The 22,978-nt window shown below is 65.0% G+C and carries 26 protein-coding genes; 10 read left to right on the plus strand and 16 right to left on the minus strand.

The features are described from left to right. Positions 1 to 113: 113 nt before the first annotated feature. The 9 genes from K2Y42_RS01100 to K2Y42_RS01140 all read right to left on the minus strand — a co-directional run bounded on the left by K2Y42_RS01100 (position 114) and on the right by K2Y42_RS01140 (position 6,413). Complete coding sequence (locus tag K2Y42_RS01100) at positions 114 to 1,442, minus strand: FMN-binding glutamate synthase family protein (RefSeq protein ID WP_291147550.1); 1,329 nt, start codon at positions 1,440 to 1,442, stop codon at positions 114 to 116. Next, on the minus strand, positions 1,442 to 2,128 hold the full coding sequence (locus K2Y42_RS01105; protein ID WP_291147552.1) for a GXGXG domain-containing protein: 687 nt from the start codon (positions 2,126 to 2,128) through the stop codon (positions 1,442 to 1,444). The genes K2Y42_RS01100 and K2Y42_RS01105 overlap by 1 nt, the downstream gene beginning before the upstream one ends. Before the next feature lie 4 nt (positions 2,129 to 2,132). Then, positions 2,133 to 3,029, minus strand: a complete 897-nt coding sequence (locus tag K2Y42_RS01110) for a glutamine amidotransferase family protein (protein ID WP_291147554.1) — start codon at positions 3,027 to 3,029, stop codon at positions 2,133 to 2,135. Positions 3,030 to 3,130: 101 nt separating this feature from the next. Then, on the minus strand, positions 3,131 to 3,412 hold the full coding sequence (locus K2Y42_RS01115; RefSeq protein WP_291147556.1) for a hypothetical protein: 282 nt from the start codon (positions 3,410 to 3,412) through the stop codon (positions 3,131 to 3,133). Then, positions 3,409 to 4,089, minus strand: coding sequence for a hypothetical protein (locus tag K2Y42_RS01120; protein WP_291147558.1), 681 nt, complete (start codon positions 4,087 to 4,089; stop codon positions 3,409 to 3,411). Before K2Y42_RS01120 ends, K2Y42_RS01115 begins: the two co-directional genes overlap by 4 nt. 113 nt (positions 4,090 to 4,202) lie before the next feature. Further along, positions 4,203 to 5,588, minus strand: coding sequence for an APC family permease (locus K2Y42_RS01125; protein ID WP_291147560.1), 1,386 nt, complete (start codon positions 5,586 to 5,588; stop codon positions 4,203 to 4,205). Further along, entirely contained in the window at positions 5,585 to 5,770 is a 186-nt protein-coding gene (locus K2Y42_RS01130) for a hypothetical protein (RefSeq protein WP_291147562.1), read from the minus strand. Before K2Y42_RS01130 ends, K2Y42_RS01125 begins: the two co-directional genes overlap by 4 nt. 16 nt (positions 5,771 to 5,786) lie before the next feature. Beyond that, the gene (locus tag K2Y42_RS01135) at positions 5,787 to 6,194 is read right to left on the minus strand and encodes a hypothetical protein (protein WP_291147564.1); all 408 of its coding nucleotides are present in this window, start codon (positions 6,192 to 6,194) and stop codon (positions 5,787 to 5,789) included. A 3-nt stretch (positions 6,195 to 6,197) separates the two neighbouring features. Next, on the minus strand, positions 6,198 to 6,413 hold the full coding sequence (locus tag K2Y42_RS01140) for a hypothetical protein (RefSeq protein WP_291147566.1): 216 nt from the start codon (positions 6,411 to 6,413) through the stop codon (positions 6,198 to 6,200). Between the two features lie 545 nt (positions 6,414 to 6,958). On the opposite strand from K2Y42_RS01140, the gene K2Y42_RS01145 reads away from it, so the two are divergent. After that, a complete protein-coding gene (locus K2Y42_RS01145; protein ID WP_291147567.1) occupies positions 6,959 to 7,714 on the plus strand; it encodes an XRE family transcriptional regulator in 756 nt (251 codons plus the stop codon). 56 nt (positions 7,715 to 7,770) lie between these two features. On the opposite strand, the gene gmk is transcribed toward K2Y42_RS01145, so the two are convergent. The 7 genes from gmk to fabD form a co-directional block, all read right to left on the minus strand. Then, a complete protein-coding gene (gmk, locus tag K2Y42_RS01150; RefSeq protein ID WP_291147568.1) occupies positions 7,771 to 8,418 on the minus strand; it encodes a guanylate kinase in 648 nt (215 codons plus the stop codon). Positions 8,419 to 8,485: 67 nt separating this feature from the next. Beyond that, positions 8,486 to 9,373 carry a YicC/YloC family endoribonuclease gene (locus K2Y42_RS01155; RefSeq protein ID WP_291147569.1) on the minus strand — a complete coding sequence of 296 codons (888 nt, stop codon included), beginning with the start codon at positions 9,371 to 9,373 and terminating at the stop codon, positions 8,486 to 8,488. Positions 9,374 to 9,493: 120 nt separating this feature from the next. Continuing rightward, a complete protein-coding gene (gene mltG, locus K2Y42_RS01160) occupies positions 9,494 to 10,846 on the minus strand; it encodes an endolytic transglycosylase MltG (RefSeq protein WP_291147571.1) in 1,353 nt (450 codons plus the stop codon). A 142-nt stretch (positions 10,847 to 10,988) separates the two neighbouring features. Next, positions 10,989 to 12,251 carry a beta-ketoacyl-ACP synthase II gene (gene fabF, locus K2Y42_RS01165; RefSeq protein WP_291150123.1) on the minus strand — a complete coding sequence of 421 codons (1,263 nt, stop codon included), beginning with the start codon at positions 12,249 to 12,251 and terminating at the stop codon, positions 10,989 to 10,991. 399 nt (positions 12,252 to 12,650) lie between these two features. Next, positions 12,651 to 12,893 (minus strand): acyl carrier protein, encoded by a 243-nt coding sequence (locus tag K2Y42_RS01170; protein ID WP_020086632.1) that lies wholly within the window; start codon positions 12,891 to 12,893, stop codon positions 12,651 to 12,653. Positions 12,894 to 13,287: 394 nt separating this feature from the next. Then, positions 13,288 to 14,031, minus strand: coding sequence for a 3-oxoacyl-[acyl-carrier-protein] reductase (fabG, locus tag K2Y42_RS01175; protein ID WP_291147574.1), 744 nt, complete (start codon positions 14,029 to 14,031; stop codon positions 13,288 to 13,290). Between the two features lie 36 nt (positions 14,032 to 14,067). Then, positions 14,068 to 15,012: an ACP S-malonyltransferase gene (gene fabD / locus K2Y42_RS01180; RefSeq protein ID WP_291147576.1), complete on the minus strand. Its 945-nt coding sequence runs from the start codon at positions 15,010 to 15,012 to the stop codon at positions 14,068 to 14,070. 226 nt (positions 15,013 to 15,238) lie between these two features. On the opposite strand from fabD, the gene K2Y42_RS01185 reads away from it, so the two are divergent. From K2Y42_RS01185 to radA, 9 genes are all read left to right on the plus strand, one after another. After that, on the plus strand, positions 15,239 to 15,454 hold the full coding sequence (locus K2Y42_RS01185) for a 2TM domain-containing protein (protein ID WP_291147578.1): 216 nt from the start codon (positions 15,239 to 15,241) through the stop codon (positions 15,452 to 15,454). A 65-nt stretch (positions 15,455 to 15,519) separates the two neighbouring features. Beyond that, positions 15,520 to 15,810 (plus strand): hypothetical protein, encoded by a 291-nt coding sequence (locus K2Y42_RS01190; protein ID WP_291147580.1) that lies wholly within the window; start codon positions 15,520 to 15,522, stop codon positions 15,808 to 15,810. 251 nt (positions 15,811 to 16,061) lie between these two features. After that, the gene (rpsF, locus tag K2Y42_RS01195) at positions 16,062 to 16,685 is read left to right on the plus strand and encodes a 30S ribosomal protein S6 (RefSeq protein WP_291147582.1); all 624 of its coding nucleotides are present in this window, start codon (positions 16,062 to 16,064) and stop codon (positions 16,683 to 16,685) included. 2 nt (positions 16,686 to 16,687) lie between these two features. Then, a complete protein-coding gene (gene rpsR / locus K2Y42_RS01200) occupies positions 16,688 to 16,936 on the plus strand; it encodes a 30S ribosomal protein S18 (protein ID WP_020086627.1) in 249 nt (82 codons plus the stop codon). 83 nt (positions 16,937 to 17,019) lie between these two features. Then, the gene (locus K2Y42_RS01205; RefSeq protein ID WP_291147584.1) at positions 17,020 to 18,015 is read left to right on the plus strand and encodes a DUF2232 domain-containing protein; all 996 of its coding nucleotides are present in this window, start codon (positions 17,020 to 17,022) and stop codon (positions 18,013 to 18,015) included. A gap of 23 nt (positions 18,016 to 18,038) precedes the next feature. Beyond that, positions 18,039 to 18,623: a 50S ribosomal protein L9 gene (rplI, locus tag K2Y42_RS01210; RefSeq protein ID WP_291147586.1), complete on the plus strand. Its 585-nt coding sequence runs from the start codon at positions 18,039 to 18,041 to the stop codon at positions 18,621 to 18,623. A gap of 246 nt (positions 18,624 to 18,869) precedes the next feature. Further along, positions 18,870 to 20,384 carry a replicative DNA helicase gene (locus K2Y42_RS01215; RefSeq protein WP_291147588.1) on the plus strand — a complete coding sequence of 505 codons (1,515 nt, stop codon included), beginning with the start codon at positions 18,870 to 18,872 and terminating at the stop codon, positions 20,382 to 20,384. A 34-nt stretch (positions 20,385 to 20,418) separates the two neighbouring features. Then, positions 20,419 to 21,552: an alanine racemase gene (gene alr / locus K2Y42_RS01220; RefSeq protein ID WP_291147590.1), complete on the plus strand. Its 1,134-nt coding sequence runs from the start codon at positions 20,419 to 20,421 to the stop codon at positions 21,550 to 21,552. Further along, positions 21,553 to 22,929 (plus strand): DNA repair protein RadA, encoded by a 1,377-nt coding sequence (radA, locus tag K2Y42_RS01225; RefSeq protein WP_291147592.1) that lies wholly within the window; start codon positions 21,553 to 21,555, stop codon positions 22,927 to 22,929. Positions 22,930 to 22,978 lie beyond the last annotated feature (49 nt).

The raw sequence follows: 22,978 nt of genomic DNA on the forward strand, positions 1-22,978 counted from the left end.
CCCACTTGGGTTGACGCAAGACTGGTGTTTCAGTCCCCTAGATGCTTGGTCTTTTTTTTGTAGTTCGGCAGAATGAAACGCTTCGGATCTCTCGATCCGAAGCGTTCACTAGACTAGAAATTACCCTGTCCCGGGATCCAGCTCGTGCCGGCCAGCGGAACGCGAGCCATAGCGGCGGCTTCGAGGGTGAGCGCACACAGATCCTCGGGCTCGAGGTTGTGGACGTGGTTGTGGCCCGCGGCGCGTGCGATGGTCTGCAGCTCGAGGGTCATAACCTTCAGGTAGTTGGCGAGGCGGCGTCCGGCGCGAACCGGATCGAGGCGCTGAGCCAGTTCCGGGTTCTGGGTCGTGATGCCGGCCGGGTCGCGGCCTTCATGCCAGTCGTCGTAGGCACCTGCCGTCGTTCCGAGCTTGCGGTACTCGTCTTCGAGCGCCGGATCGTTGTCGCCGAGCGCCACGAGGGCTGCCGTGCCGACCGCGACGGCGTCTGCGCCGAGAGCCAGAGCCTTGGCGACGTCCGCACCGTTTCTGATGCCGCCCGAGACGATCAGCTGCACCTTGCGATGCATGCCGAGGTCCTGGAGCGCCTGCACGGCCGGGCGGATGCATGCGAGCGTCGGCTGGCCGACGTGCTCGATGAATACCTCCTGCGTGGCGGCGGTGCCGCCCTGCATGCCGTCGACAACCACGACGTCGGCGCCGGCCTTCACGGCGAGAGCGACGTCATAGTAAGGACGCGCGCCACCGACCTTGATGTAGATCGGCTTTTCCCAGTCCGTGATTTCGCGGAGCTCGAGGATCTTGATTTCGAGATCGTCGGGACCGGTCCAGTCGGGATGGCGGCACGAGGAGCGCTGGTCGATGCCCTTCGGCAGCGTGCGCATTTCAGCGACGCGATCCGAAATCTTCTGGCCGAGCAGCATGCCGCCGCCGCCGGGCTTGGCGCCCTGGCCGACAACGAGCTCGATGGCGTCGGCGCGGCGAAGGTCGTCCGGGTTCATGCCGTAACGCGACGGCAGGTACTGATAGACGAGCTTTTCCGAGTGGCCGCGCTCTTCCGGCGTCATGCCGCCGTCACCGGTGGTGGTGGAGGTGCCGGCGAGCGTCGCGCCGCGGCCGAGGGCTTCCTTGGCGTTGCCCGAAAGCGCGCCGAAGCTCATGCCTGCGATCGTGATCGGCGTCTTGAGCTCGATCGGCTTCTTGGCGTAGCGCGTGCCGAGGGTCACCGCGGTCGAGCAACGCTCGCGATAGCCTTCGAGCGGGTAGCGCGACATCGATGCGCCGAGGAACAGCAGATCGTCGAAATGCGGCAGCTTCCGCTTCGCGCCGGCGCCACGGATATCATAGATACCGGTCTGGGCGGCGCGACGGATCTCCGACAGCGTGTAGTCGTCGAAGGTAGCCGATTTGCGAGGGGTGGTCGGCGGATTATGATATGTCATCAGTAGGCGTCCGCGTTGTCGATGTTGAAGTTGTAGAGCTTGCGCGACGAGCCATAGCGTTTGAACTCGGACGTCTTCACTCCGTCGACGCCGGCCTTCTTCAGAAGGGCCGACAGTGCTTCGTGGTGTTCAGGGCGCATCTCTTTTTCGATGCAGTCAGCGCCGAGGCTCTTGACGGAGCCGCGCACGTAGAGCTTGGCTTCGTAGATGCTGTCGCCGAGCGCATCGCCCGCATCGCCGAGCACGACGAGATTGCCGGTCTGCGCCATGAAGGCCGACATGTGGCCGATGTTGCCGCGCACGATGATGTCGATGCCCTTCATCGAGATGCCGCACCGCGAGGATGCGTTGCCTTCGATCACGAGCATGCCGCCGCGTCCGGTGGCGCCGGCGTACTGGCTGGCGTCACCTTTGACGATGACCTGTCCGGACATCATGTTCTCGGCCGTGCCGGGGCCGGAGGAACCGTGCACGACGACCGTCGCCTGCTTGTTCATGCCGGCGCAGTAGTAGCCAACGGCGCCGCGGATGTTGACATTCACGGGTGCGTCGACGCCCGCCGCAATGGCGTGCTGGCCGCGCGGATTGAGCACTTCCCATTCGGTTTCGTTGGTGCCGTCCTTGAGGGCGTGCAAGCCCTGGTTCAGCTCCCGAAGCGGCGTCTTCGCCAAATCGATCGACCTCATGTTCTTAGCGCTCCCAGAAGTACACAGTGGCAGGTTCAGGCTCCCAGACGCGGGCGTTCTCGATGCCGGGCAGACCCGCGAGTGCGCGGTACTCGGAACCGAAGGCCACGTAGTCGTCCGTTTCGGCCAGCACGGCCGGTTTGCAGGCAATCGGGTCGCGGACAACGCCGAAGCCATTCTTGGTGCCGACGACGAACGTGAAGAAGCCGTCGAGATCTTCGAGGCTGCGCTCGAGCGCCTGGCCGAGGTTGAGGCCCTGGTTCATGCGCCACGTCAGGTAGGCTGCCGCCACTTCGCTGTCGTTGGCGGTCTCGAAGATCATGCCGTCGCGGATCAGTTCGCGGCGCAGGTTGTTGTGGTTCGACAGCGAACCGTTGTGCACGAGGCACTGGTCGGGGCCGGTCGAGAACGGATGGGCGCCAAGCGTCGTCACGGCGCTTTCGGTGGCCATGCGCGTGTGGCCGATGGCGTGAGTGCCGGTCATGCTCTTGAGATCGAAGCGGCTCGCCACTTCGGTCGGGTAGCCGACTTTCTTGTAAATCTCGATCACGTCGCCACGGCCCATGACGCGGATCGTCGGGGTGATCTCGCGGACGGCTGCGCGGGCGGCATCGACGTCGGCGGCCGGGCAGGTCAGGACGGCGTGAGTGGATTTGACTTCCAGAGATACGGCTTTGCCGATCTTGTCGCCGACCGCCTTAGCGAGACCGGCAAAGTCCTTGTCCGGCTGCGGCGACTGAAGGGTGATCTTTGCCTTACCCGACTTGGCGTCGCCGTAGATGGCGAAACCGGCCGAGTCCGGACCGCGCTCGCACATCGTTGCGAGCATGGTAGCTGTCATCTCGCCAAGTTTAGGCTCTAAAGCCTTGTTTTTTAGGAACAACCCTACAATTCCACACATCGGATCAAGCGACCTCCGCAAGTTTTTGTTCGTAGACATTATGTAGCAGGAAAATTCGTCGCATTCAACTGCGATGAATGTAAGTTTCCTCAGGGGATAGCTCAGCGGCGGTTTTTACGCCACAGCTCGTACTTCATCCGGGCCAGGCGATAGGCGTCCGGAATAGAGATCGCCCACACGAAAAGGCCCGCGGCCGAGCGGCCGATGAAGGAATGCTCGGGCGTCGTCGTGTGCCAGGAGACGAGCGCGAGCAGGAGCGAGAAGAACGCGAATCCGAAGCCGCGCTGGGGCTGGCCGACGGCGACGTGTCCGGCGCCGGGCATCAGAAGCGCAAAAGCGAGCACAGCGTAGGGATTCCAAGGCTCACGGGCGGGAGTCGTCATGCGTAGGTGTTTTCCTGGCTGAGGGTTGCAGCGCGCCGGAGCGTATCGATTTCGTCGAGCGTGGACTGAAGCGCGGCGGCCGAAACGGCGGCGCCATCGAACACGGCCTGGCGGAGGAGAAGATACTCGCCGCGCCTGCCCTCGCCTGCCTGGCGAATGATGCGCAGGCCTTGGCGCGTGACCGCGATCTCCTTGACGGTGGGATCGGAGAGGATGGCGGCCATCGGCGCTGTGAGTTTCTTCAAGGTGAAATCGGCGCGCGGGTTCTCGCCGCGGACGAGCACTTCGCGCGGAAACGACGGCGGCGTGTCCATGACGTGTTCGAAGCCCGCGGTGAGGCTGTAGAATTCATATCCCGATGGGCGCACGAGGACGGCAACGCCCGCGATGTCGGGCAAGCGATCGAGCGCAGTCACCTGCAGCCAGAGCTGCGGCAGGCGGCGGATCGTCATCGTGTCGCTGATCAGCCGGACATCGACGCGACGGTTCGCAATGGTGCCGCGGATTGCGGGGAAGCTGTCGCCGCCGTGGGTCAGCTCGGGGCGATCGAACAGCGGGAGACAATCGTCGAGGAGGCTGGTGCGGCTCGTGCGCAGCTTTTTGTGGTCGCGGATCGCGAGCCAGGCAAGCGGGCCGGCAATGATGGCGACGAAGATGAAGGCGGGGTCAATTGACATGCGATACCTGCCTTCCGGAACGCGGGTGACATCTCATTCGTGAAAAGCGGGGTCATTCGTGAAAAGCGCGGCCTGGAGGCTGTCCAAGCCGCGCTTTGTCAGTGGCGTTGCGTTTAGTATCCGACCGGCTTCGGCCAGGGCATCGTGAACTGGGCGCCGCGCCGCACGAACTTGTAGCGGTGGAGGGCGAACCAGAGCGAAGCCATGATGTAGAACACCATCATCGCGATGAGCTGCGTGCCGTATCCGAGGAACACCGCGAAGTAAGTGGCGGTGCAGAGGATCAAGAGCACGATGGCCGGCAGCGGATGGAAGGGGTGCACATAACCGCGCGGAATGGTGCCAAGCGGCCACTTCTTGCGGAACATGAGCACGTTGAAGGCCATGAACGTGTACTCAAGCAGGCCCGACAGGATCGAGAACGTGATGACCTGATCGAGCGGGGCGAAGATCGCGAACACAAGAGCCACCGGAACGAGGAAGACGATCGACCGGTAGGGTGTGCGGTACTTCGGATGAACCGCGCCGAAAGCCTGCGGCAGATAACGGTCGCGTCCCATCGAGAACCAGGCACGGGAAGCGTCGTTGATGCAGCCGTTGGCCGAGGCCAGCGTCGAGAAGATGGTGCCGATGAAGAGAAGCACCATCAGGACCGTCGAGTCCGTGAGACGCGCTGCGTCGAACAGCGGGGTCACGGCCTGACCAAGGTATTCCCACGGCATGAGACCGGCGCAGATGTACCAGGTCATGGTCGCGGCGATGAGCAGCGTCATGATGCCGGTCATCGTACCGAGCGGCAGTGCGCGGGCCGGCGAGCGGACTTCTTCGGCGGCCTGCGTGGTGCCTTCGATGCCGAGGTAGTACCACATGCCGAAGTGCATGGCGGCCAGCACGCCGAGCCAGCCGTATGGCAAGCCGGTGAGCAGCTGGTCGTGCTTCATGTAGACGTCGCTCCAGGGCTGCACTGCGAAGAACAGCACCCAGATGGCAACGAAGGCGATGGCGGTGATGACGAGGTTGAACGTCAGCGTCGCGTAAACGCCGCGGTAGTTGAGCCAAGCCAGGAACATGATCGTCAAGACGATGAACGGCTTGTCGTGCGTGTTCTCAAAGCCCGACATCGACCCCACGGTTTGCACGAGGTAGCCGAGCGTGATGGCGTTGGCTGCTTCGAGCATCGTGTAGGCGAAGACCAGGAACAAGCCGACGTTGAAGGCCATGAGCGGCCCAATGATGTGCTTGGCCTGGGCGTACTGACCGCCAGCGGCAGCGACCGTGGAGGTCACTTCCGAGTCGATCATGGCGACGCAGGTGTAGAGAAGGCCGGCGAACCAGCATGCGACAAGCGCGGCGATGGCGCCGCCTTTGCCGACTGCGAAGTTCCAACCCATGTATTCGCCGACGAGAACGATGCCGACGCCGAGGGCCCAGACGTGGCCGGGGCCGAGAACGCGAAGCAGCGAAATTCTTTCGCCGTGGACTGCTGTTGTCTGGCTCATTTCTGACCTCCCTGTTGGGTCGGGTCGATGACCAGCGAGTCTTCGATATCGCCTTCCTGCGACGACGTCAGCATTTCTTCTGAGTACGTGCGGTCGGTGTAGATGAGATCAGCGAGCATCCAAAGCCCCAAGAGAGCAGAGATGCCCCACGCTGCGTATTCGAGCAGTACGAAATTGTTCACGAGGTCCCCCTCCCACTCACTTGTTGTTGAAGCGTTCGTCGATCACGTCCTGGTATTCCTTCTTCGACCAATGAAAGACGATGAAGAAATAGCCAATGACGACGAGGGCGGTCAGACCAAGCTCGACGGGTTCGAACGTGTAGTCGAACCGCGCGGCGATGAGATCGGCGGCCGGCGTCTTGCCGTCCTTCGCCTCAGTGCCATCGGTGTAGCCGAGCTTTTCCCATTGGGCCTGCATGGTCGCGTTCTGCTGCATGCCTGCCCAGGATTTGTCTGGCATCTCGAGAGTGGTCTTACCGCCACCTGCGAGGCCCAGATACAGCGGCACGAAAAGCGCCGCCATGACGAGTGCGAGAAGGAAAAGAGAGTCGAAAACCTGGCCGAATTTCGATTGGACCGGCGGCTGATATGGTGCTTTTGCCATCGTTCACCCCCGAGCCTTCTTCATTTCATCGAGATAATGAATGTCGAGGCCGTAGATGTGCTCTTTGTCCTCCGCGTAGTGCTTGATCATCGCGACGATCGAGGCGGTGCAAAAGAGCAGAACGAGGCCGCCGGAGATTGCCAGCGCGGTCAGAACGGGTTCCGCGCCGGGATTTGCCGACAGCTTCCAAAACACGAAGCCGTAAATGGACCAGAGCACCGCTACAGCGCCAAAGGCCCATATGCGGTCACCGGAAAACATCTTTTGAATGCGTGGATCTTGTTGGTTTGGTTGCATGCGCTCCCCCAGTTAAGCCTCATGCAGGACTTGCCTGTGAGGCAATTGTTTTTTATGTGCGGAAAGGTTGTGCGGCGAGTGGACGCACCTTGTCAAGATGCTTTGATACAGATTCATGCAGATTTGTGATGTGGGTGGCCATGAATTGGGCAGCGCCGCGCGATAACCATTGATCTTGAAGCTGTGGAAACTAACCTGACCGGGACCCTATCGGGCCTGCTCGCGCCGTCCTGACGTGCCGAGGCGCGCCCCTCCCTGCGGGCTGTACGGCGTCAGTTCGCTCCGTCTTTCGTCAGGGAGTCGTGCATTTCATCAGGCGTCTGTTGCCAATGTGGATGCGAACGTGTTCGATAGGAAACGGCGACGCAGTTCTATTCCGAGGTTATTTCGCCTGCAGCCACTCGCATTTTTCTCCAATTGGCGCACCACGCGAAATGTGGAATTGAGCGCGAAATGTGGAATTGACAATGAACCAACGACTGAGCGCATCCGGCAAAAAGGCACTCGCAGCGATTTCTGCTGATGCGGATGTTCTGGCGGAGGCCAAGCTGTCCAAGGGCGAGGTGCAGGCAGACCTCGGCGATCTTGCGGAGCGTGTGGAGGCGAAGGAGCAGGATCCTCACGCGCTGCAGGGTTCGCGCGACAGCATGCTCGAGGTTGCGATCGGCCGCGAGGTGCGCGCCTTCCGCAACAAGCTCGGCATCACGGCGTCGGACCTGGCGAAGGCGGCCGGGCTGTCGCTCGGCATGCTCTCCAAGATCGAAAACGGCGTCACGAGCGCGTCGCTCACGACGCTGCAGCGTCTTTCGAAGGCGCTCGGTGTGCCGGTGACGGCGCTCTTCCGGCGCTTCGAAGAGCGGCGCGATGCGGTGTTCGTTTCAGCGGGACAGGGCCTGTTCATCGAGCGTCGCGGCACGCGCGCGGGCCATCAGTATCAGCTTCTCGGGCATACAGGCGGCGTCTCGGGCGGGGTTGTCGTCGAGCCCTACCTCATCACGCTGACCGAAGAATCCGACGTATTTCCGCTGTTCCAGCACGGCGGGCTCGAACTCATCTATGTGCTCGAAGGCGAAGTGGTCTATCGCCATGCCGACAAGCTCTATCCCATGAAGCCGGGCGACAGCCTGTTCTTCGACGCGGACGCGCCGCACGGACCGGAAGAGCTCATCAAGCTTCCCATCCGGTTTCTCTCGGTCATCAGCTACGCGCGCGATCTGCCGTAAGTTTCCTGGCGGCTTCCGCGGGTCTTGGCTCTACGTCTCGGGGGGTATGCCTGGGGCTATTCGAGTGCGGACTGGAGCCCGCGCACGAACGTCGAAAGACCCGTCATGCGATCGCGGCGCAGGCGCTCGGCGGCGAGGATCGCTTTCAGCCCGGCAATGCTTTCCGCCAGATCGCCGTTCACGATGACATAGTCGTACTCGGCCCAGTGGCTGATTTCGGATGCCGCCTTGGCCATGCGCTTGGCGACGACGTCCTGAGGATCCTGCGCGCGCTGCTGCAGGCGCGCCTCAAGCGCGCCACCCGAAGGCGGCAGCACGAAAACGCGCACCAGGTCGCCGGCCATGCGTTCGGACAACTGCTGGGTGCCCTGCCAGTCGATGTCGAACAGCACGTCGCGACCTTCGGCGACGGCCTGCTCGATCGGCGCCCGCGGCGTGCCATAGAGGTTGCCGAACACGGTTGCCCATTCGAGGAGCTGGTTGTCGTCGCGCATCGCCTTGAAGCGGGCTTCATCGACGAACCAGTAGTCGCGACCGTCCACCTCGCCGGGACGCGGGGGGCGCGTCGTGACGGAAATCGAAAGCGCGATGTGGCGATCGCTTTCTAGCAATGCACGCGCGAGCGAGGTTTTTCCTGCGCCCGAGGGCGACGACAGCACAAGCAGCAGGCCGCGCCGTTCGATGCTTGGATTTTCGGTCGTCATGGCGGCTCCCCGCGCGCGTCGTTCGTTTCCCGCCGTTGATAGGGGCTCGCCCGCAGCCGGTCCAGTGCTACTCGATGTTCTGGACCTGCTCGCGCAACTGATCGATCACCACCTTGAGCGCGAGACCCGAGCGGGCGATGTCCTGGTCGGCCGCCTTCGACGTCAACGTGTTGGCCTCGCGGTTGAATTCCTGGGCAAGGAAATCGAGCTTGCGGCCCACTGCCCCGCCGTCGCGCAGCAGGGCCCGGGCGGCCTCGACGTGGGCGTTGAGGCGCTTGAGCTCTTCCTCGACGTCGGCGCGCGTGGCCAGCATCACGGCTTCCTGATGGAGGCGGGCGGGGTCGAACGACTGGCCGGTTTCCATGAGGCGGGCGACCTGCTCGGCAAGACGCGCGCGGATGGCCTCGACGGAGCGCGCAGGCGCGACTTCGACGCTGTGAGAGAGCCGCGCGATTTCGTCGATCTGGCGCGTCAGAACCTCGGTAAGGCGGCGGCCCTCGTCGCGCCGTGCGGCCACCAGATCAGAGAGCGCAGCGTCCAGGCTTGCGAGGACGGCCGCCTGCTCATCGGCCTCAGCGACCGGATCGTCCGCGTCGTCGGCGACGTCGAGCACGCCTTTGAGGGCCAGCAGCGCCTCGGCACGCGGGGGCTCGGCGCCGATCTCCTTGGCGAGCCGCGTTGCGATCGCGAGCACGCGATCGAGCGCGGCCTGGTTGACGGTGATGTCGGCCGTCTGCGCCCGGCGCGTCAGGCTCAGGTTGGCGTTCACGCTGCCGCGCGAAATCGCCTTCGTCAGCCGCTCGCGCACTTTCGCTTCAAGGGCTTCGTAGCCGGAGGGCAAACGCAGGCGCACGTCCAGGCCGCGATTGTTCACGCTGCGCAGCTCCCAATGCCACGTGCATCCCTCGTGCGCGCCGTCGCGGCGGGCAAACCCGGTCATGCTCTGCAGGCTCATCTTGGGACGCTCGTCTTTGGGGGCTCGGGGGCGACAGGCCGGAAAAAACTGGGAAGGGCGCGTGCGCGGGCACACGCGACACCAGTACGGGCGCGGGCAGACCTCTGCAAGGGCGGCGCGCTACTTTTTGGGTTTACGGATCGGCAGGGGAATTGCGGAGACCGTGGTCGTTCCAGCGGGGGCCGCCGCTTCAGCAGGGGCTGCCGGTGCATCCTCCGCTGGGGGATTTGGGATTTCCGTCACGGGGTTCGCGGGCGCTGCGGCGTCGCCCGCGGGTGCGGCCGCGCCGTCGGCGGCGGGCTCTGCGGTACCCGCTGCTGCCGCCTGGCGCGCGCGCATGTCCTTTTCGACCTTGCGCCAGTTGGAGACGGCCGCGTTGTGATCCTTGAGGGTCGCCGAGAAGATGTGTCCGCCCGTGCCGTCGGCCACGAAGAAGACGTCGCCGTGCTGCGACGGGTTCAAGGCCGCTTCGAGCGCGGGGCGTCCCGGGTTGCAGATCGGCGTCGGGGGCAGGCCTTTGATCTGGTAGGTGTTGTGCGCGTTCTTGGCGTCCTTCTCCGTCTGCAGGATGGGTTTGCCCCACTGCACGCCGCCGCCGTAGATGCCGTAGAGAATGGTCGGGTCGGACTGAAGCGGCATGCCTTTGGTCAGGCGGTTCGAGAACACGCCCGCGATGCGCTCACGCTCGTCGGCGCGTCCGGTTTCCTTTTCGATGATCGACGCCAGCACGACGGCCTGCTCCGGCGACTGCAGCGGCAGCCCCTCGCGGCGGCGCTCCCAGGCGGCGTCGAGCACCTGCTTCTGCTTGGCCTGCATGCGATCCAAGAGCTCCTGGCGCGACATGCCCTTTTCGATGCTGTAGGTCTCCGGCATCAACGAGCCTTCGGCCGGGATCTGCGTCACGTCGCCGGTGAGGTTCTCCTCGCTCTTCAGCCGCTCGACGATCTGCTGGCTCGTGAGGCCTTCCGGGATCGTCACCTTGTAGAGAACGGATTTGCCCTCGGAGAGGATGGCGATCACGTCGCGGATGCTGACGCCCGGCTTGAAGAGATATTCGCCGCTCTTCAGCACCACCTCGCCGGGATGCATCCGGCTTTGCACGAGGTAGTTGACCATGAAGGCCCAGCGGCTGGACACGACGCCTTCGCGTTCGAGATCGTCGGCGATGGAATTGGTGCTGGTGCCCTTGGGGATGACGATGGTCTGGGTCGTCGTCAGGGGACCGGGACGGCTGTAGAGATGGCCCGTAAAGAGCGTGAGCGCGCCGCCCGCTAGCATCATGACGAGCGCGAGCGTCATGACACCGCTGACGATGCGCGCGAAGCCGGAGAGCACACGCGACTCGCGCTTCTGGCGCATGCCATGCGGGCGCGGCGGAGCGCGGCCCGGCTCCAGAGCCTCGGCGGGACTGCGGGGGCGCATGCCATCGCGTCGCGACAACGTGGGCGACACATCCCGGCGGTGATTACTCATCGATCAGCTCCCGTTTCGCGCCGCCCGGTTCCGGTCGAGGTGTGGGCGAGCGCGAAAGTGCCCCGTGACTTAGAGCCCGACGTGACCTTGGGATTGTGGCAAAACCCGGTCAATCGACGCCCAGGCGGCCCAGTGCGCTGGGTCAGGCCACCTTGCGCATGATGAGCGAGGCGTTCGTGCCGCCGAAACCGAACGAATTCGAGAGCACGGTCGAGATTTCGCGCTTGCGCGGGGTGAGCGGCACCAGATCCATGGCAGTTTCGACCGACGGATTGGTGAGGTTCAGGGTGGCGGGCGCGATCTGGTCGCGGATGGCCAGCACCGAGAAGATCGCCTCGACCGCGCCGGCCGCACCGAGCAAGTGCCCGATCGACGACTTGGTCGACGACATGGACACCTTGGCCTGCGAGTTGCCGAACAGGCGCTCGACCGCACCGAGCTCGATCTCGTCGCCCATCGGCGTCGAAGTGCCGTGCGCGTTGATGTAGTCGATGTCGCTCGGCGAAAGGCCCGCGTTCTTGAGGGCTGCGCGCATGCAGCGGAACGCGCCGTCGCCGGTCTCGGACGGGGCCGTGATGTGGTAGGCGTCGCCCGACATGCCGTAGCCGATCACCTCGGCATAGATCTTCGCGCCGCGCGCCTGCGCATGCTCCAGCGTCTCGAGCACGACGACGCCGGCGCCCTCGCCCATGACGAACCCGTCGCGATCCTTGTCGTAGGGGCGCGAACCTTCGTGAGGGCGATCGTTGAAGCCGGTCGAGAGAGCGCGGCAGGCCACGAAGCCGGCCATGCCGATGCGGCAGATGGGGCTTTCGGTGCCGCCCGCAACCATGACCTCGGCATCGCCCAGCGCGACGAGGCGGGCGGCATCTCCGATGGCGTGCGTGCCGGTGGCGCATGCGGTCACGACCGCATGGTTCGGGCCCTTGAGCTGATGCTTGATGGAGACGTAGCCGCCGGCGAGGTTGATCAGGCGGCCGGGAATGAAGAACGGCGAGACGCGGCGCGCGCCCTTTTCCTTGAGCAGGATCGAGGTGTCGGCGATGCCGGACAGGCCGCCGATGCCGGAGCCGATGAGGACGCCGGTCGATTCCTGCTTCTCAGGGGTGTCGGCCTTCCAGCCCGAATCCGCGAGCGCCTGGTCGGCTGCTGCCACGGCGTAGATGATGAAATCGTCGACCTTGCGCTGCTCTTTCGGCTCCATCCAATCGTCGGGATTGAACTTGCCTTCGGAGGCTGAACCGCGCGGCACGAAATTGGCGATCTGGCAGGAGAGATCGGAAGCGTCGAATTCTTCGATGCGCCGGGCGCCGCTCTTGCCGGCCAGAAGATTGCTCCAGGCCGCTTCCACCCCGCATCCGACGGGGGTGACGAGGCCAAGTCCTGTGATGACGACGCGCCGCAAGCCGCTCAAGTTTCAATCCCCCGGTGAGTGAGAGCGCCGCCCGTCCTTGCCCAATCGGATTGTGCCTGAGCCCGGAGAGCTTGCGTCCGTTGCTGGTGTCCGGGAGGCGCGACGGACGTTGATAGTCACGCCTCTCGGGTTGTTGACGTTGGTCTCGTACCGGCCTTTTCGGCCAGCCTTCTCGTGCGGTCCGTTTCGCTCGGCGGGAGCGGCGCGGCGCATTGGGCGTGCCGTCTGGCTGGCCGTTGGGCTTTGCCGTCGGCGGCGCTACGTGCCGCCTGTCGTTTCGCGCAACCGTCCCAAGGGATGGTCTCGACGAACACGAGGGCCGCCACGCGAGACGCCCGCTTGCTCCTTATTGCGGAGCGAAGCGGCCGAGACCCGAGACGATGCGAAGGCTTAGGCAGCCGTCGCGTTCTTCTCGAGGAACTTGACTGCGTCGCCAACCGTCAGAATGTGCTCGGCGGCGTCATCGGGGATTTCACAGCCAAACTCTTCTTCGAAGGCCATAACCAGCTCGACCGTATCAAGGCTGTCGGCGCCGAGATCGTCGATGAAGCTGGCGTTTTCCGTGACCTTGTCGGCCTCGACGCCAAGATGCTCAACAACGATCTTCTTCACGCGCTCTGCGACATCGCTCATCGTCTTCCCTCGTGTCCCTGCTAATTCCGTTGCTATCGTTTTCTCGGGGCCCGTCGTGTGCCGGGGCACTCAAGTTCGTTTGGTAACTTCGATGGCGTTCATCAGAAAGCCCAATTCCGACTTTCCGATCGCGCGCTCGCTGTTTCGTTCTGCCTCATGCCGGATGCCGTGGTGTCCATCAGGATACCCGGACGACAGCGCGTGAGCGTCGATCGTTAGGGCTTTTCCGCAGCACGCGCAGCAAAAAAACGAGGCTCGTTAACATATCTCCGGATGCGTGGCCAGCACCGGTGGTCGTGTCGTGGCACGGCACTCGCCCCGGTTGGAGAGTGACACTTTGACACCGCGCCGCGCGATTGTCGCGCGCGGCTGGCGCCAACAGCGTTTTTCTCAATCAAACCATTGCCATGCCGCCATTCACATGCAGCGTCTGGCCGGTCACATAGCCGGCCTCGTTGCTGGCAAGGTAAATGGCTGCGGCGGCGATGTCATCGGGCGAGCCGAAACGCTGGGCCGGAATGTGCTGCGAGATCTCGGCTTTCTGCTTGTCGTTGAGCACGTCCGTCATCGCGGTGGCGATGAAGCCGGGCGCGATGCAGTTGGCCGTGATGCCGCGGTTGGCGACTTCGCGGGCGAGCGACTTCGTCATGCCGATCATGCCGGCTTTCGAAGCGGCATAGTTGCCCTGGCCGGGATTGCCGATGATGCCCGAGACCGACGAAATGTTGATGATGCGGCCGTAGCCCGTCTTGGAGCGCAGCATGTGGCGCGTGGCGGCGCGCATCAGCATGAAGGTGGACGTCAGGTTGACGGCGATGACGTCGTCCCACTGCTCGTCCTTCATCACCATGAACAGGTTGTCCTTGGTGAGGCCTGCGTTGTTGACGATGATGTCGACGCGGCCAAGCTTGGCTGCTGCGTTGTCGATCAGCTTCATGACCTGCGCCTTGTCGGCGAGATCGCACGGCACGACGTGCACGCGGTCGCCGAGCTCGGCGGCGAGAGCTTCGAGCTTCGCCACCTGGCGGCCCGAGATGGCGACGTCGGCGCCGGCCTTGTGGAAGGCGCGGGCGATGCCCTCGCCGATGCCGCCGGTCGCTCCGGTCACGAGCGCAGTTTTGCCAGTCAAGTCGAACATGGTTTCAATCCTTTTCGGAGACGAGACGACCGGCCCTCAGGCCAGTTTCTCGATCGCGGCGTCGATGTCTGCGGGGGTGCCGAGGCTCATCGCCTCGAGGGACTTTTCAATGCGCTTGGCGAGGCCGGCGAGCACTTTGCCGGAGCCGATCTCGAACACGTCGGTGACGCCGTTCGCGGCCAGGTAGCCCACGCACTCGCGCCAGCGGACGGTGCCGGTGACCTGCTCCACGAGCAGCTTGCGGATTTCGTCGGGATCGCTGACGGCGCTCGCCACGACGTTGGCGACGACGGGAACGACGGGCTTGTTGATGGCGACCTCGGCGAGCGCTGCGGCCATCGCTTCGGCGGCGGGCTGCATGAGCGCGCAATGGAAGGGTGCGGAGACAGGCAGCAAAACAGCGCGGCGGACGCCGTGCGGCTTGCCAATGTCGGCGACGCGGTCGATGGCGACCTTCGAGCCGGAGAGCACGACCTGTGTCGGCTCGTTGTCGTTGGCGACCTGGCAGACGTCACCCTGGGCCGCTTCAGCGGCGACGGTACGCGCCACGTCGATGCCGACGCCGAGGAGGGCGACCATAGCGCCCTGCCCGACCGGGACGGCGGCCTGCATGGCCTTGCCGCGCAACTTCAAAAGTCTTGCCGTGTCTGCCAGAGAAAACGCGCCGGCGGCTGCGAGCGCCGAATACTCACCCAGCGAATGACCGGCGACGAACTTGGCCTTGTCGGCGAGCTTGATGCCGCGCTCGCGCTCCAGCACCCGCATGACGGCCATCGATACGGCCATCAGGGCGGGCTGGGCATTTTCGGTGAGCGTCAGCGTGTCCTTGGGGCCTTCCCACATGATCGCCGACAGCTTCTGGCCGAGCGCGTCGTCAACCTCGTCGAAGACCTCGCGGGCGACCGGGAAATTCTCCGCCAGCTCGCGGCCCATGCCCACGTCCTGGCTGCCTTGTCCGGGAAATACGAATGCGCGTGCCACGCTCGCTCCTTTGTCGGTGTCTGAGACGCTTGGCGGGACGGCCCACGCGGGGCCCGATCGGGCAGGTGTGGCGGGCGTCTTGCTCTCGGGGCTTTCGACATGTCCGGCGTGGTGTTGTCAAGGCCCCGAGGTGACAGCGGCGGCGAAAGAGGACAACTTGCCATCGGGCGCGCGGGCAGACCGTTCGCCAACGCGCCCTCCTCTGCGCAACCGTCAGGAGCCTGCGATGGCAATGCCGTTCAAGCTGTTCTCGCTCAAGGATGTCCGGGTCGGCGCGCTCCGCGAAGGGGGCGTGCTGGTGCACGCGAAGATCTTTGCCGCGGTGATGCTGGTACTGGCCGTCATCGATTGGTACACGGCCGAGCCCTATTGGGCGCATTGGGTTTTTCTCGGCTGGGGCGCGGGCCTGCTCCTGCATGCCGCTTTGACGCTCAGGCATTGACGTACTGGCACTGACGCCGTGGTCCTAAGTCCGCCCCCCCTGGAGAAACGATGAAAGGCAGACACATGCTCCTGATCGTGGCCATTGTCGTGAGCGCAGTCGCGCTTGTTCTGCTGGCCTGGCAGTGGGATCTGCTGCCTCGGGACGTCATCGCCACCGGGACGGTCCAGACCGAGGACGGCAAGACATTGGAAACGCGGCAGTTTTACCGTGCGTCGCGGCAGGATGCGTACAAGTCTTCCGCGCCTGGCCCCTTGGTCCGCGAGGCCGTCTGGGAGGTCCGGCTGCCGAGCGGCCGCTGGATCGACTGCGACGGGGCGGACTGCAAGGCCGCGGCCGGACGGGTCATGCGCTAGCACCCCCTTGCTCCGCGAACGAATTCCCGTATAAGTCGCGCCGTCACGCGCTTCGGTTGGAGGCTGAACGGGGCCGCTTAGCTATTTCAGCTCGGCGGCAGGGTTGTATGGCGAAAGCCGAACGCCTGTTCCCCGGTGTCTCCGCTCTTTGAGTGCCTTTGGGCCTTTCGGGCTCAAAAGGGGCTTTGCGCCGAGCGGACATCGTGACCCGCACGCTTCGCGGCGGCAACATCGAAAGGAAAGGCCCAAACATGCCTCTATACGAGCATGTCTTCCTGGCGCGCCAGGACGTCTCGCAACAGCAGGTCGAGACGCTGACCAAGGAATTCTCCGACATCATCGTCGAGGGTGGCGGCAAGGTCACCAAGACCGAGTACTGGGGCCTCAAGGGCCTCGCGTTCAAGATCAAGAAGAGCCGCAAGGCCCACTATTCGCTCCTCAACATCGACGCGCCGTCCGCGGCTGTGAACGAGATGGAGCGCCGCATGGGTCTTTCGACCGACATCATCCGCTTCATCACGCTGCGTCTCGACGAACTCGAGACCGAGCCGTCGATCATGATGCGCAAGCAGGATCGCGATGAGCGCGGTGGCGAGCGTGGTGGTTTCCGCGGCGGTGATCGCGGCGGCTTCCGTGGCGGCGATCGCGGCGGTTTCCGCGGTGGCGACCGTGGCGGTTTCGGTGGTGGCGCAGGCGGGGCCGAAGGCGGCTCGACGTTCCGCGCCCGTCCGCCCCGCGAAGGTGGCGATTCGCGTCCGCCGCGCGACGGCGACCGTGGTCCGCGTCCGCCGCGTGAGGGCGATGCCGGTCCGCGCGGTCCGCGTCCCGCGTTCAGAGATAACAAGCCGGGCGGCAGCACCGGGTCGGAGGGCTAATCATGGCTGAGATTCAAGAAATCGCCGCACGCCGGCCGTTCCATCGCCGCCGCAAGACCTGCCCGTTCTCGGGCGATCAGGCGCCGAAGATCGATTACAAGGACGTCCGCACGCTCGGCCGTTACATCTCGGAGCGCGGCAAGATCGTTCCGAGCCGCATCACGGCCGTTTCGGCAAAGAAGCAGCGCGAGCTTGCTCGCGCAATCAAGCGGGCCCGCTTCCTCGGCCTGCTGCCGTACGTTCTGAAGTAAGCGCGACACGCGCAAAAATAGGTTGGGTGAGCGATGCGCACGCGTCCTCTCCCTAACCGCATTGGATGCGGGACAGCTAGGACATGAGAAGTCATTCTCTGATCGGTATTGGCCTTGGGCTGGTCGCGGCGGTGGTATTCGCCTCCGCGACCACCGGTCCGCTGTTTGCCCGCTTCCTCCTTCTTTTCATCACGCCCCTCGCCATCGCGCTGGCCGGTCTCGGCTGGGGCTGGCGCACGGCTGCGCTCGCGGGCACGGTCGGCACGGCGCTCGTGTTCGTCTTCTCGACGCCTGCCGTTGCGGCCGCCTTCGCCTTGACGCAGGCCGCGCCGATGGCGGTTCTGACGTATCTCGCGCTTCTCAGCCGGCCCGCGAACGAAGACGTCCCATCGTCCGACGACGATGCCCCCAACCTCGAATGGTATCCGCCGGGCCGCATCGTCATCTGGGCCGCCGTGCTGGCTGGACTGATGGCCATCGGCACGCTGGCGCTGCTCGGCAACGATCTCGATCAACTGCGCCGCTCGCTCGGAGACGTGATCAAGCAGGCGCTGCCCGCGGCTCTGCCTGAAGGCCAGGCGCCGATGCAGCTCAGCGACGTGGAAGTTGCGGCGCTGGCCGACATCGCGCTGTCCATCCTGCCGGGAGCGTCCGCGCTCTCGTGGATGTCGAGCCTGTTGTTCAACCTGTGGCTTGCGGGGCGCGTGACGCTGGCCTCGGGCCAGCTCGGCCGGCCGTGGCCGGATCTCGCCGCCCTCACCTATCCCGCCTACACGCCGCTCGCGTTCGGCGCGTTGCTGCTCGGCCTGATGATGACCGGATATCCGGGCCTCGTCGCCTCCGCCATGGCGGGTGGGCTGTTCCTCGCCTACCTGCTGCTCGGCCTTGCCATCATTCACTACACGACGCGCGGCCAGCCCTGGCGCCCGTTCGCGCTCTGGGCGCTCTACGGCTCGCTGATCGTCGTCAACGTCTGGATCTGGATCGTGGTGGCCATTCTCGGCCTCGCCGAAACCGTCCTTCACTTGCGGGCCCGCTCGAATGCGGCGCCCGGTCCACCGCTGCAACCCAACACCTGATCATCTCAAAGGAGACTAATCCCATGCAGGTCATTCTACTCGAACGCATCGGCCGGCTCGGCCAGATGGGCGACGTCGTCAACGTCAAGGACGGCTATGCCCGCAACTATCTGCTGCCGCTCAAGAAGGCGCTGCGCGCCACCAAGGAAAACCTCACCGTTTTCGAGAGCCAGCGCAGCCAGCTCGAAGCCAACAACCTCGAGCACAAGAAGGAAGCCGAAGCCGTTTCCGCCAAGCTCGAAGGGAAGGTTTTCGTCGCCATCCGCTCGGCCGGCGATACGGGCCAGCTCTACGGCTCGGTTTCGACGCGCGATATCGCGGAAGCCATCACGGCGGGCGGGTTCACGATGGATCGCCGCCAAATCGTGCTCGACCGTCCGATCAAGACGCTCGGCCTGCACGACATCACCGTCGCGCTGCATCCGGAAGTCTCCGTGAAGGTCTCGCTCAACGTGGCGCGCTCGGAAGAAGAAGCCGAGAAGCAGGCCCGCGGCGAAGACGTGACGATGGTCAAGGACGAAGCGCCCGAGATCGAGACGTTCAACCCGGATGACGCCTTCGAAGACGGCGCCGCGCCGGCCGGCGACGACGAAGCCGACGCGTCGTAAGACGCGCGTTTGGTCGGTTGTTTCAGTGGCCGGGAGCGCTCGCTTCCGGCCACTTTTTCATGCGCGAGGGCGCGTGTATTTTACGGCCGCCGTCACACGCTTTAAGTTGTGCAGGCCGTCATTCCGTTGGCGCGATTCGCTGCGGACATTTCGCTTCAGACAAGGCGGAAGTTTTTGGCGTGTGGGTAACGTGGAGAGGCTGGGGATCGGCTAGGGCGACTCGCGGGGCTGGTTTAGGTTTCGCGCATGGCAAACACCGCACTCCTCCAATCCGACCAACTGCGCGACGCTGCGGCCGCGGCCGAGCCTCAGCAGTTCCGCGAAGCTCCGCACAACATCGAGGCCGAGCAGGCTCTCCTCGGTGCGATCCTCATCAACAACGAGGCCATGGACCGCGTCTCGGCGTTTCTGGAGCCGCCGCACTTCTTCGATCCTCTGCATGGGCAGATTTTCGAGACGGCCGGAAAGATGATCCAGGCCGGCAAGCAGGCGACGCCGATCACGCTCAAGACGTTCTTCGATTCGGCCGAGCCGATCGACGAGCATCTGACCGTTCCGCAGTATCTCGGACGCCTCGCGGCCAACGCCACGTCGATCATCAACGCCCACGACTACGGCCGGACGGTCTACGATCTCGCCGTGCGCCGCTCGCTGATCGTGCTCGGCGAGGACATGGTCAATTCCGCCTACGACGCGCCGATCGATTTTCCGCCGGACAGCCAGATCCAGGAAGCCGAAACGCGCCTCTACGATCTTGCCGAGCGCGGCAAGTACGGCCAGGGCTTCATGAGCTTCGGCACCGCACTGACGCACGCCATCGACATGGCCAACGCCGCCTACGAGCGCGACGGACATTTGTCGGGGCTGTCGTCGGGTCTCACCGACCTCGATAACAAAATGGGCGGCCTGCAGTCGTCGGACTTGATCATTCTCGCCGGACGCCCGTCGATGGGCAAAACGGCGCTCGTGACCAACATCGCCTACAACGTCGCCAAGGCCTATCGCTCCGAGACGCAGGCGGACGGCACCGAGAAAACGGTCGACGGCGGACGGGTCGGCTTCTTCTCGCTCGAAATGAGCGCCGAGCAGCTCGCCACACGTATTCTGTCCGAGCAGGCGGAGGTGGCGTCCGAGAAGATCCGCCGCGGCATGATCACCGAGGACGAGTTCCGCAAGCTCGTCTCCGTCTCGCAGGAAATGAGCCGCGCGCCGCTGTACATCGACCAGACGGGCGGCATTTCCATCGCCCAGCTTGCGGCGCGTGCGCGCAAGCTCAAGCGGCAGAAGGGGCTCGACCTCCTGATCGTGGATTACCTTCAGTTGCTCTCGGGATCGTCCAAGAAGGGCGACAACCGCGTTCAGGAAATCACGGAAATCACGACCGGTCTCAAGGCCTTGGCCAAGGAGCTCGCGGTGCCGATCGTGGCGCTTTCGCAGCTCTCGCGTCAGGTCGAGCAGCGCGAAGACAAGCGCCCCCAGCTCTCAGACCTGCGTGAATCGGGCTCGATCGAGCAGGACGCCGACGTTGTCATGTTCGTGTTTCGCGAGGAATACTACGTCGAGCGGCAGAAGCCGCGCGAGGGTACTCCGGAGTTCAACGATTGGCAGACGCAGATGATGGCTGTCAGCGGCAAGGCCGAGGTGATCATCGGCAAGCAGCGTCACGGTCCCGTGGGCGCGGTGCAGCTTGCGTTCGAGAGCCAGTTCACGCGCTTCGGCAATCTGGCCAAAGAGTTCCAAATGCCCGAGCGGTACGAGTGAGACTGCAAGATCGCGGCACTTTGGGGCTGGCGGCATGAGTGCGCCCGGGCTGCCGGCGGACGCGACCGGCCTCATCACTGTCGACCTCGATGCGCTCTGCGCCAACTGGCGCGCGCTCGCTCAACTGGTCGCGCCGGCGGAATGCGGGGCCGTGGTCAAGGCCGACGCCTATGGGCTCGGCGCGGCGGAGGTTATCCCCGCGCTCGCCCGGGCTGGCTGCCGCACGTTCTTCATCGCCACGCCCGAGGAAGCATCCGCGGCGCGCCGTTTGGTGCCCAGTGCGCGCCTGTTCGCGCTCGATGGGCTGGTGCCCGGGTCGGCGCAGAACTTCATCGCGGCGGATGTGGCGCCCGTGCTCTCCGGTCTCGATGAGATCGCGGACTGGAGCGCGCACGCGCGGCAGGCCGGACGGCGGCTGCCTGCGGCACTGCATGTCGATTCCGGTCTCAATCGGCTGGGTTTGTCCGCCGATGACGTCTCCATTCTTGCGAGCGAACGCGAGCGCCTCGAACACCTCGACGTGCGGCTCGTCATGAGCCATCTGGCGTGCGCCGACGATCCCGATCATCCGCACAACGCGCGCCAGCGCGCGGCCTTCGAGCAGCGGCGCGCGACCCTCGCCCTCCCCTCTGCGTCGGCGAGCCTTGCCGCATCGGACGGGCTGATGCTGGGCGCGCCGTTCCACTATGATCTGGTGCGCCCGGGCTATGCGCTCTATGGCGGACAGGCGTTTCAAGGCGGTGCGACGCCGGTCAATCCGGTGGTGACGGTCGCGGCAGGAATTCTGCAGGTGCGGACCGTGGACGCGGGCGAGAGCGTCGGTTACTCCGCCTCGTGGGTGGCGCCGCGGCAGACGCGCGTCGCCATCGTCGCGGCGGGCTATGCGGATGGGTTGGGGCGCGGCCTGAGCGCGTCTTCGAATGAGACCGGCGGGATCGTGATGGTACACGGCCAGAGCGCGCCGATCGTCGGGCGGGTGTCGATGGATCTCATCACGGTGGACGTGACGGACGTCGTGGGCCGCGTGCAGCGCGGCGATCTCGTGACGCTGATCGGGCCGGGCTTGACGATCGAGGCGATGGGGCGCGCGGCGGGCACCATTGGCTACGAGGTGCTGACGCGGCTCGGGACACGTTTCGCGCGGCGCTACGTCGGCGGGGGCGCTTAGATGGCCAAGGCCGCGAAATCCAGTTTCGTCTGCCAGAGCTGCGGGGCGGTCGCCTCGCGCTGGGCGGGCAAGTGTACGTCGTGCGGCGACTGGAACACCATTGTCGAGGAAGCAGGCACGGCGGCGCCTCCGGGATCGGGCATCGTTGGCGCCACCAAGGGCAAGGCGCTGCGCCTCGAAACGCTGGCTGGTGCGCCCGAGGAAGCGCCGCGCTTTCTCACCGGCATGCCGGAACTCGACCGCGTCACGGGCGGCGGCATCGTACCCGGGTCCGTGCTGCTGATCGCGGGCGAGCCGGGCATCGGCAAATCGACGCTTCTCTTGCAGCTTGCGGCGGCGCTGGGTCGCGGCGGGCGACGGGCCATCTATTTCTCCGGCGAAGAAGCATCAGCGCAGGTCCGCCTGCGGGCGGCACGCCTCGGACTTGCAGACGCACCGGTGGCGCTGGCCGCCGAAACCAGCCTCACCAACATTCTTGCAACGCTCGCGTCCGAGAAGCGCGCCGATCTCGTGGTCGTCGATTCGATCCAGACGCTTTGGTCCGATGCGCTTGAGGCCGCGCCCGGCTCGGTCAGCCAGGTGCGAGCGGCGACGCAGTCTCTGGTGCGCTATGCCAAGACGGCGGGCTGTGCGCTCCTGCTGGTGGGCCATGTGACCAAGGACGGCCAGATCGCCGGGCCCAAGGCCATCGAGCACGTGGTGGATACTGTGCTCTCGTTCGAGGGCGACCGGGGGCACAGCTACCGCATCCTGCGCGCAACCAAGAACCGCTTCGGCGCGACGGATGAAATCGGCGTGTTCGAAATGGTGGGCTCGGGCCTGCGCGAGGTCGCGAACCCGTCCGAGCTGTTCCTCGGCGAGCGCGACGCAGATGCGCCGGGCACGGCTGTGTTCGCCGGCATGGAAGGAACGCGGCCGATCCTGGTCGAGATCCAGGCACTGGTGGCGCCGTCCGGTCTCGGCCAGCCGCGCCGTGCCGTGGTGGGCTGGGAGCAGAGCCGGCTCGCCATGCTGATCGCCGTGCTCGAAGCGCGCTGCGGCGTGTCGTTCTCGCACCACGATGTCTATCTCAACGTTGCGGGCGGGCTGCGCATCGTGGAGCCGGCCGCCGATCTCGCGGCGGCGGCTGCGCTGCTGGCCTCTCTCAGCAACCGGGCGCTCGACCCGAAACAGATCCATTTCGGCGAGATTTCGCTCTCGGGCGCGGTGCGTGCGGCCCCGCATACGGGGTTACGGCTCAAGGAAGCGGCCAAGCTCGGCTTCAGCGAGGCGGTGATGCCGGCAGGCGGCGAAGCCGTCAGCGAGGCCAACCGGCTGGAGCTGCGCCGGATCAGCCACCTCAAGGAGCTTGCAGAGGCGCTCGGCCCATGCGACTGAAACGGCGGGGACTCTCGACTTTTCCGACGCCGCTGACCCATCCGAGGAG

The organism is Hyphomicrobium sp. (assembly GCF_019744875.1).
Classification (GTDB): Bacteria; Pseudomonadota; Alphaproteobacteria; order Rhizobiales; family Hyphomicrobiaceae; genus Hyphomicrobium_C.

Excerpts from the sequence above, each read along its gene's own strand:
- K2Y42_RS01100 (WP_291147550.1), bottom strand. The coding sequence starts at position 1,442 with ATGACATATCATAATCCGCCGACCACCCCTCGCAAATCGGCTACCTTC.
- K2Y42_RS01105 (WP_291147552.1), bottom strand. The coding sequence starts at position 2,128 with ATGAGGTCGATCGATTTGGCGAAGACGCCGCTTCGGGAGCTGAACCAG.
- K2Y42_RS01110 (WP_291147554.1), bottom strand. The coding sequence starts at position 3,029 with ATGTGTGGAATTGTAGGGTTGTTCCTAAAAAACAAGGCTTTAGAGCCT.
- K2Y42_RS01115 (WP_291147556.1), bottom strand. The coding sequence starts at position 3,412 with ATGACGACTCCCGCCCGTGAGCCTTGGAATCCCTACGCTGTGCTCGCT.
- K2Y42_RS01120 (WP_291147558.1), bottom strand. The coding sequence starts at position 4,089 with ATGTCAATTGACCCCGCCTTCATCTTCGTCGCCATCATTGCCGGCCCG.
- K2Y42_RS01125 (WP_291147560.1), bottom strand. The coding sequence starts at position 5,588 with ATGAGCCAGACAACAGCAGTCCACGGCGAAAGAATTTCGCTGCTTCGC.
- K2Y42_RS01135 (WP_291147564.1), bottom strand. The coding sequence starts at position 6,194 with ATGGCAAAAGCACCATATCAGCCGCCGGTCCAATCGAAATTCGGCCAG.
- K2Y42_RS01145 (WP_291147567.1), top strand. The coding sequence starts at position 6,959 with ATGAACCAACGACTGAGCGCATCCGGCAAAAAGGCACTCGCAGCGATT.
- gmk (WP_291147568.1), bottom strand. The coding sequence starts at position 8,418 with ATGACGACCGAAAATCCAAGCATCGAACGGCGCGGCCTGCTGCTTGTG.
- K2Y42_RS01155 (WP_291147569.1), bottom strand. The coding sequence starts at position 9,373 with ATGAGCCTGCAGAGCATGACCGGGTTTGCCCGCCGCGACGGCGCGCAC.
- mltG (WP_291147571.1), bottom strand. The coding sequence starts at position 10,846 with ATGAGTAATCACCGCCGGGATGTGTCGCCCACGTTGTCGCGACGCGAT.
- K2Y42_RS01170 (WP_020086632.1), bottom strand. The coding sequence starts at position 12,893 with ATGAGCGATGTCGCAGAGCGCGTGAAGAAGATCGTTGTTGAGCATCTT.
- fabG (WP_291147574.1), bottom strand. The coding sequence starts at position 14,031 with ATGTTCGACTTGACTGGCAAAACTGCGCTCGTGACCGGAGCGACCGGC.
- K2Y42_RS01185 (WP_291147578.1), top strand. The coding sequence starts at position 15,239 with ATGGCAATGCCGTTCAAGCTGTTCTCGCTCAAGGATGTCCGGGTCGGC.
- K2Y42_RS01190 (WP_291147580.1), top strand. The coding sequence starts at position 15,520 with ATGCTCCTGATCGTGGCCATTGTCGTGAGCGCAGTCGCGCTTGTTCTG.
- rpsF (WP_291147582.1), top strand. The coding sequence starts at position 16,062 with ATGCCTCTATACGAGCATGTCTTCCTGGCGCGCCAGGACGTCTCGCAA.
- rpsR (WP_020086627.1), top strand. The coding sequence starts at position 16,688 with ATGGCTGAGATTCAAGAAATCGCCGCACGCCGGCCGTTCCATCGCCGC.
- K2Y42_RS01205 (WP_291147584.1), top strand. The coding sequence starts at position 17,020 with ATGAGAAGTCATTCTCTGATCGGTATTGGCCTTGGGCTGGTCGCGGCG.
- rplI (WP_291147586.1), top strand. The coding sequence starts at position 18,039 with ATGCAGGTCATTCTACTCGAACGCATCGGCCGGCTCGGCCAGATGGGC.
- K2Y42_RS01215 (WP_291147588.1), top strand. The coding sequence starts at position 18,870 with ATGGCAAACACCGCACTCCTCCAATCCGACCAACTGCGCGACGCTGCG.
- alr (WP_291147590.1), top strand. The coding sequence starts at position 20,419 with ATGAGTGCGCCCGGGCTGCCGGCGGACGCGACCGGCCTCATCACTGTC.
- radA (WP_291147592.1), top strand. The coding sequence starts at position 21,553 with ATGGCCAAGGCCGCGAAATCCAGTTTCGTCTGCCAGAGCTGCGGGGCG.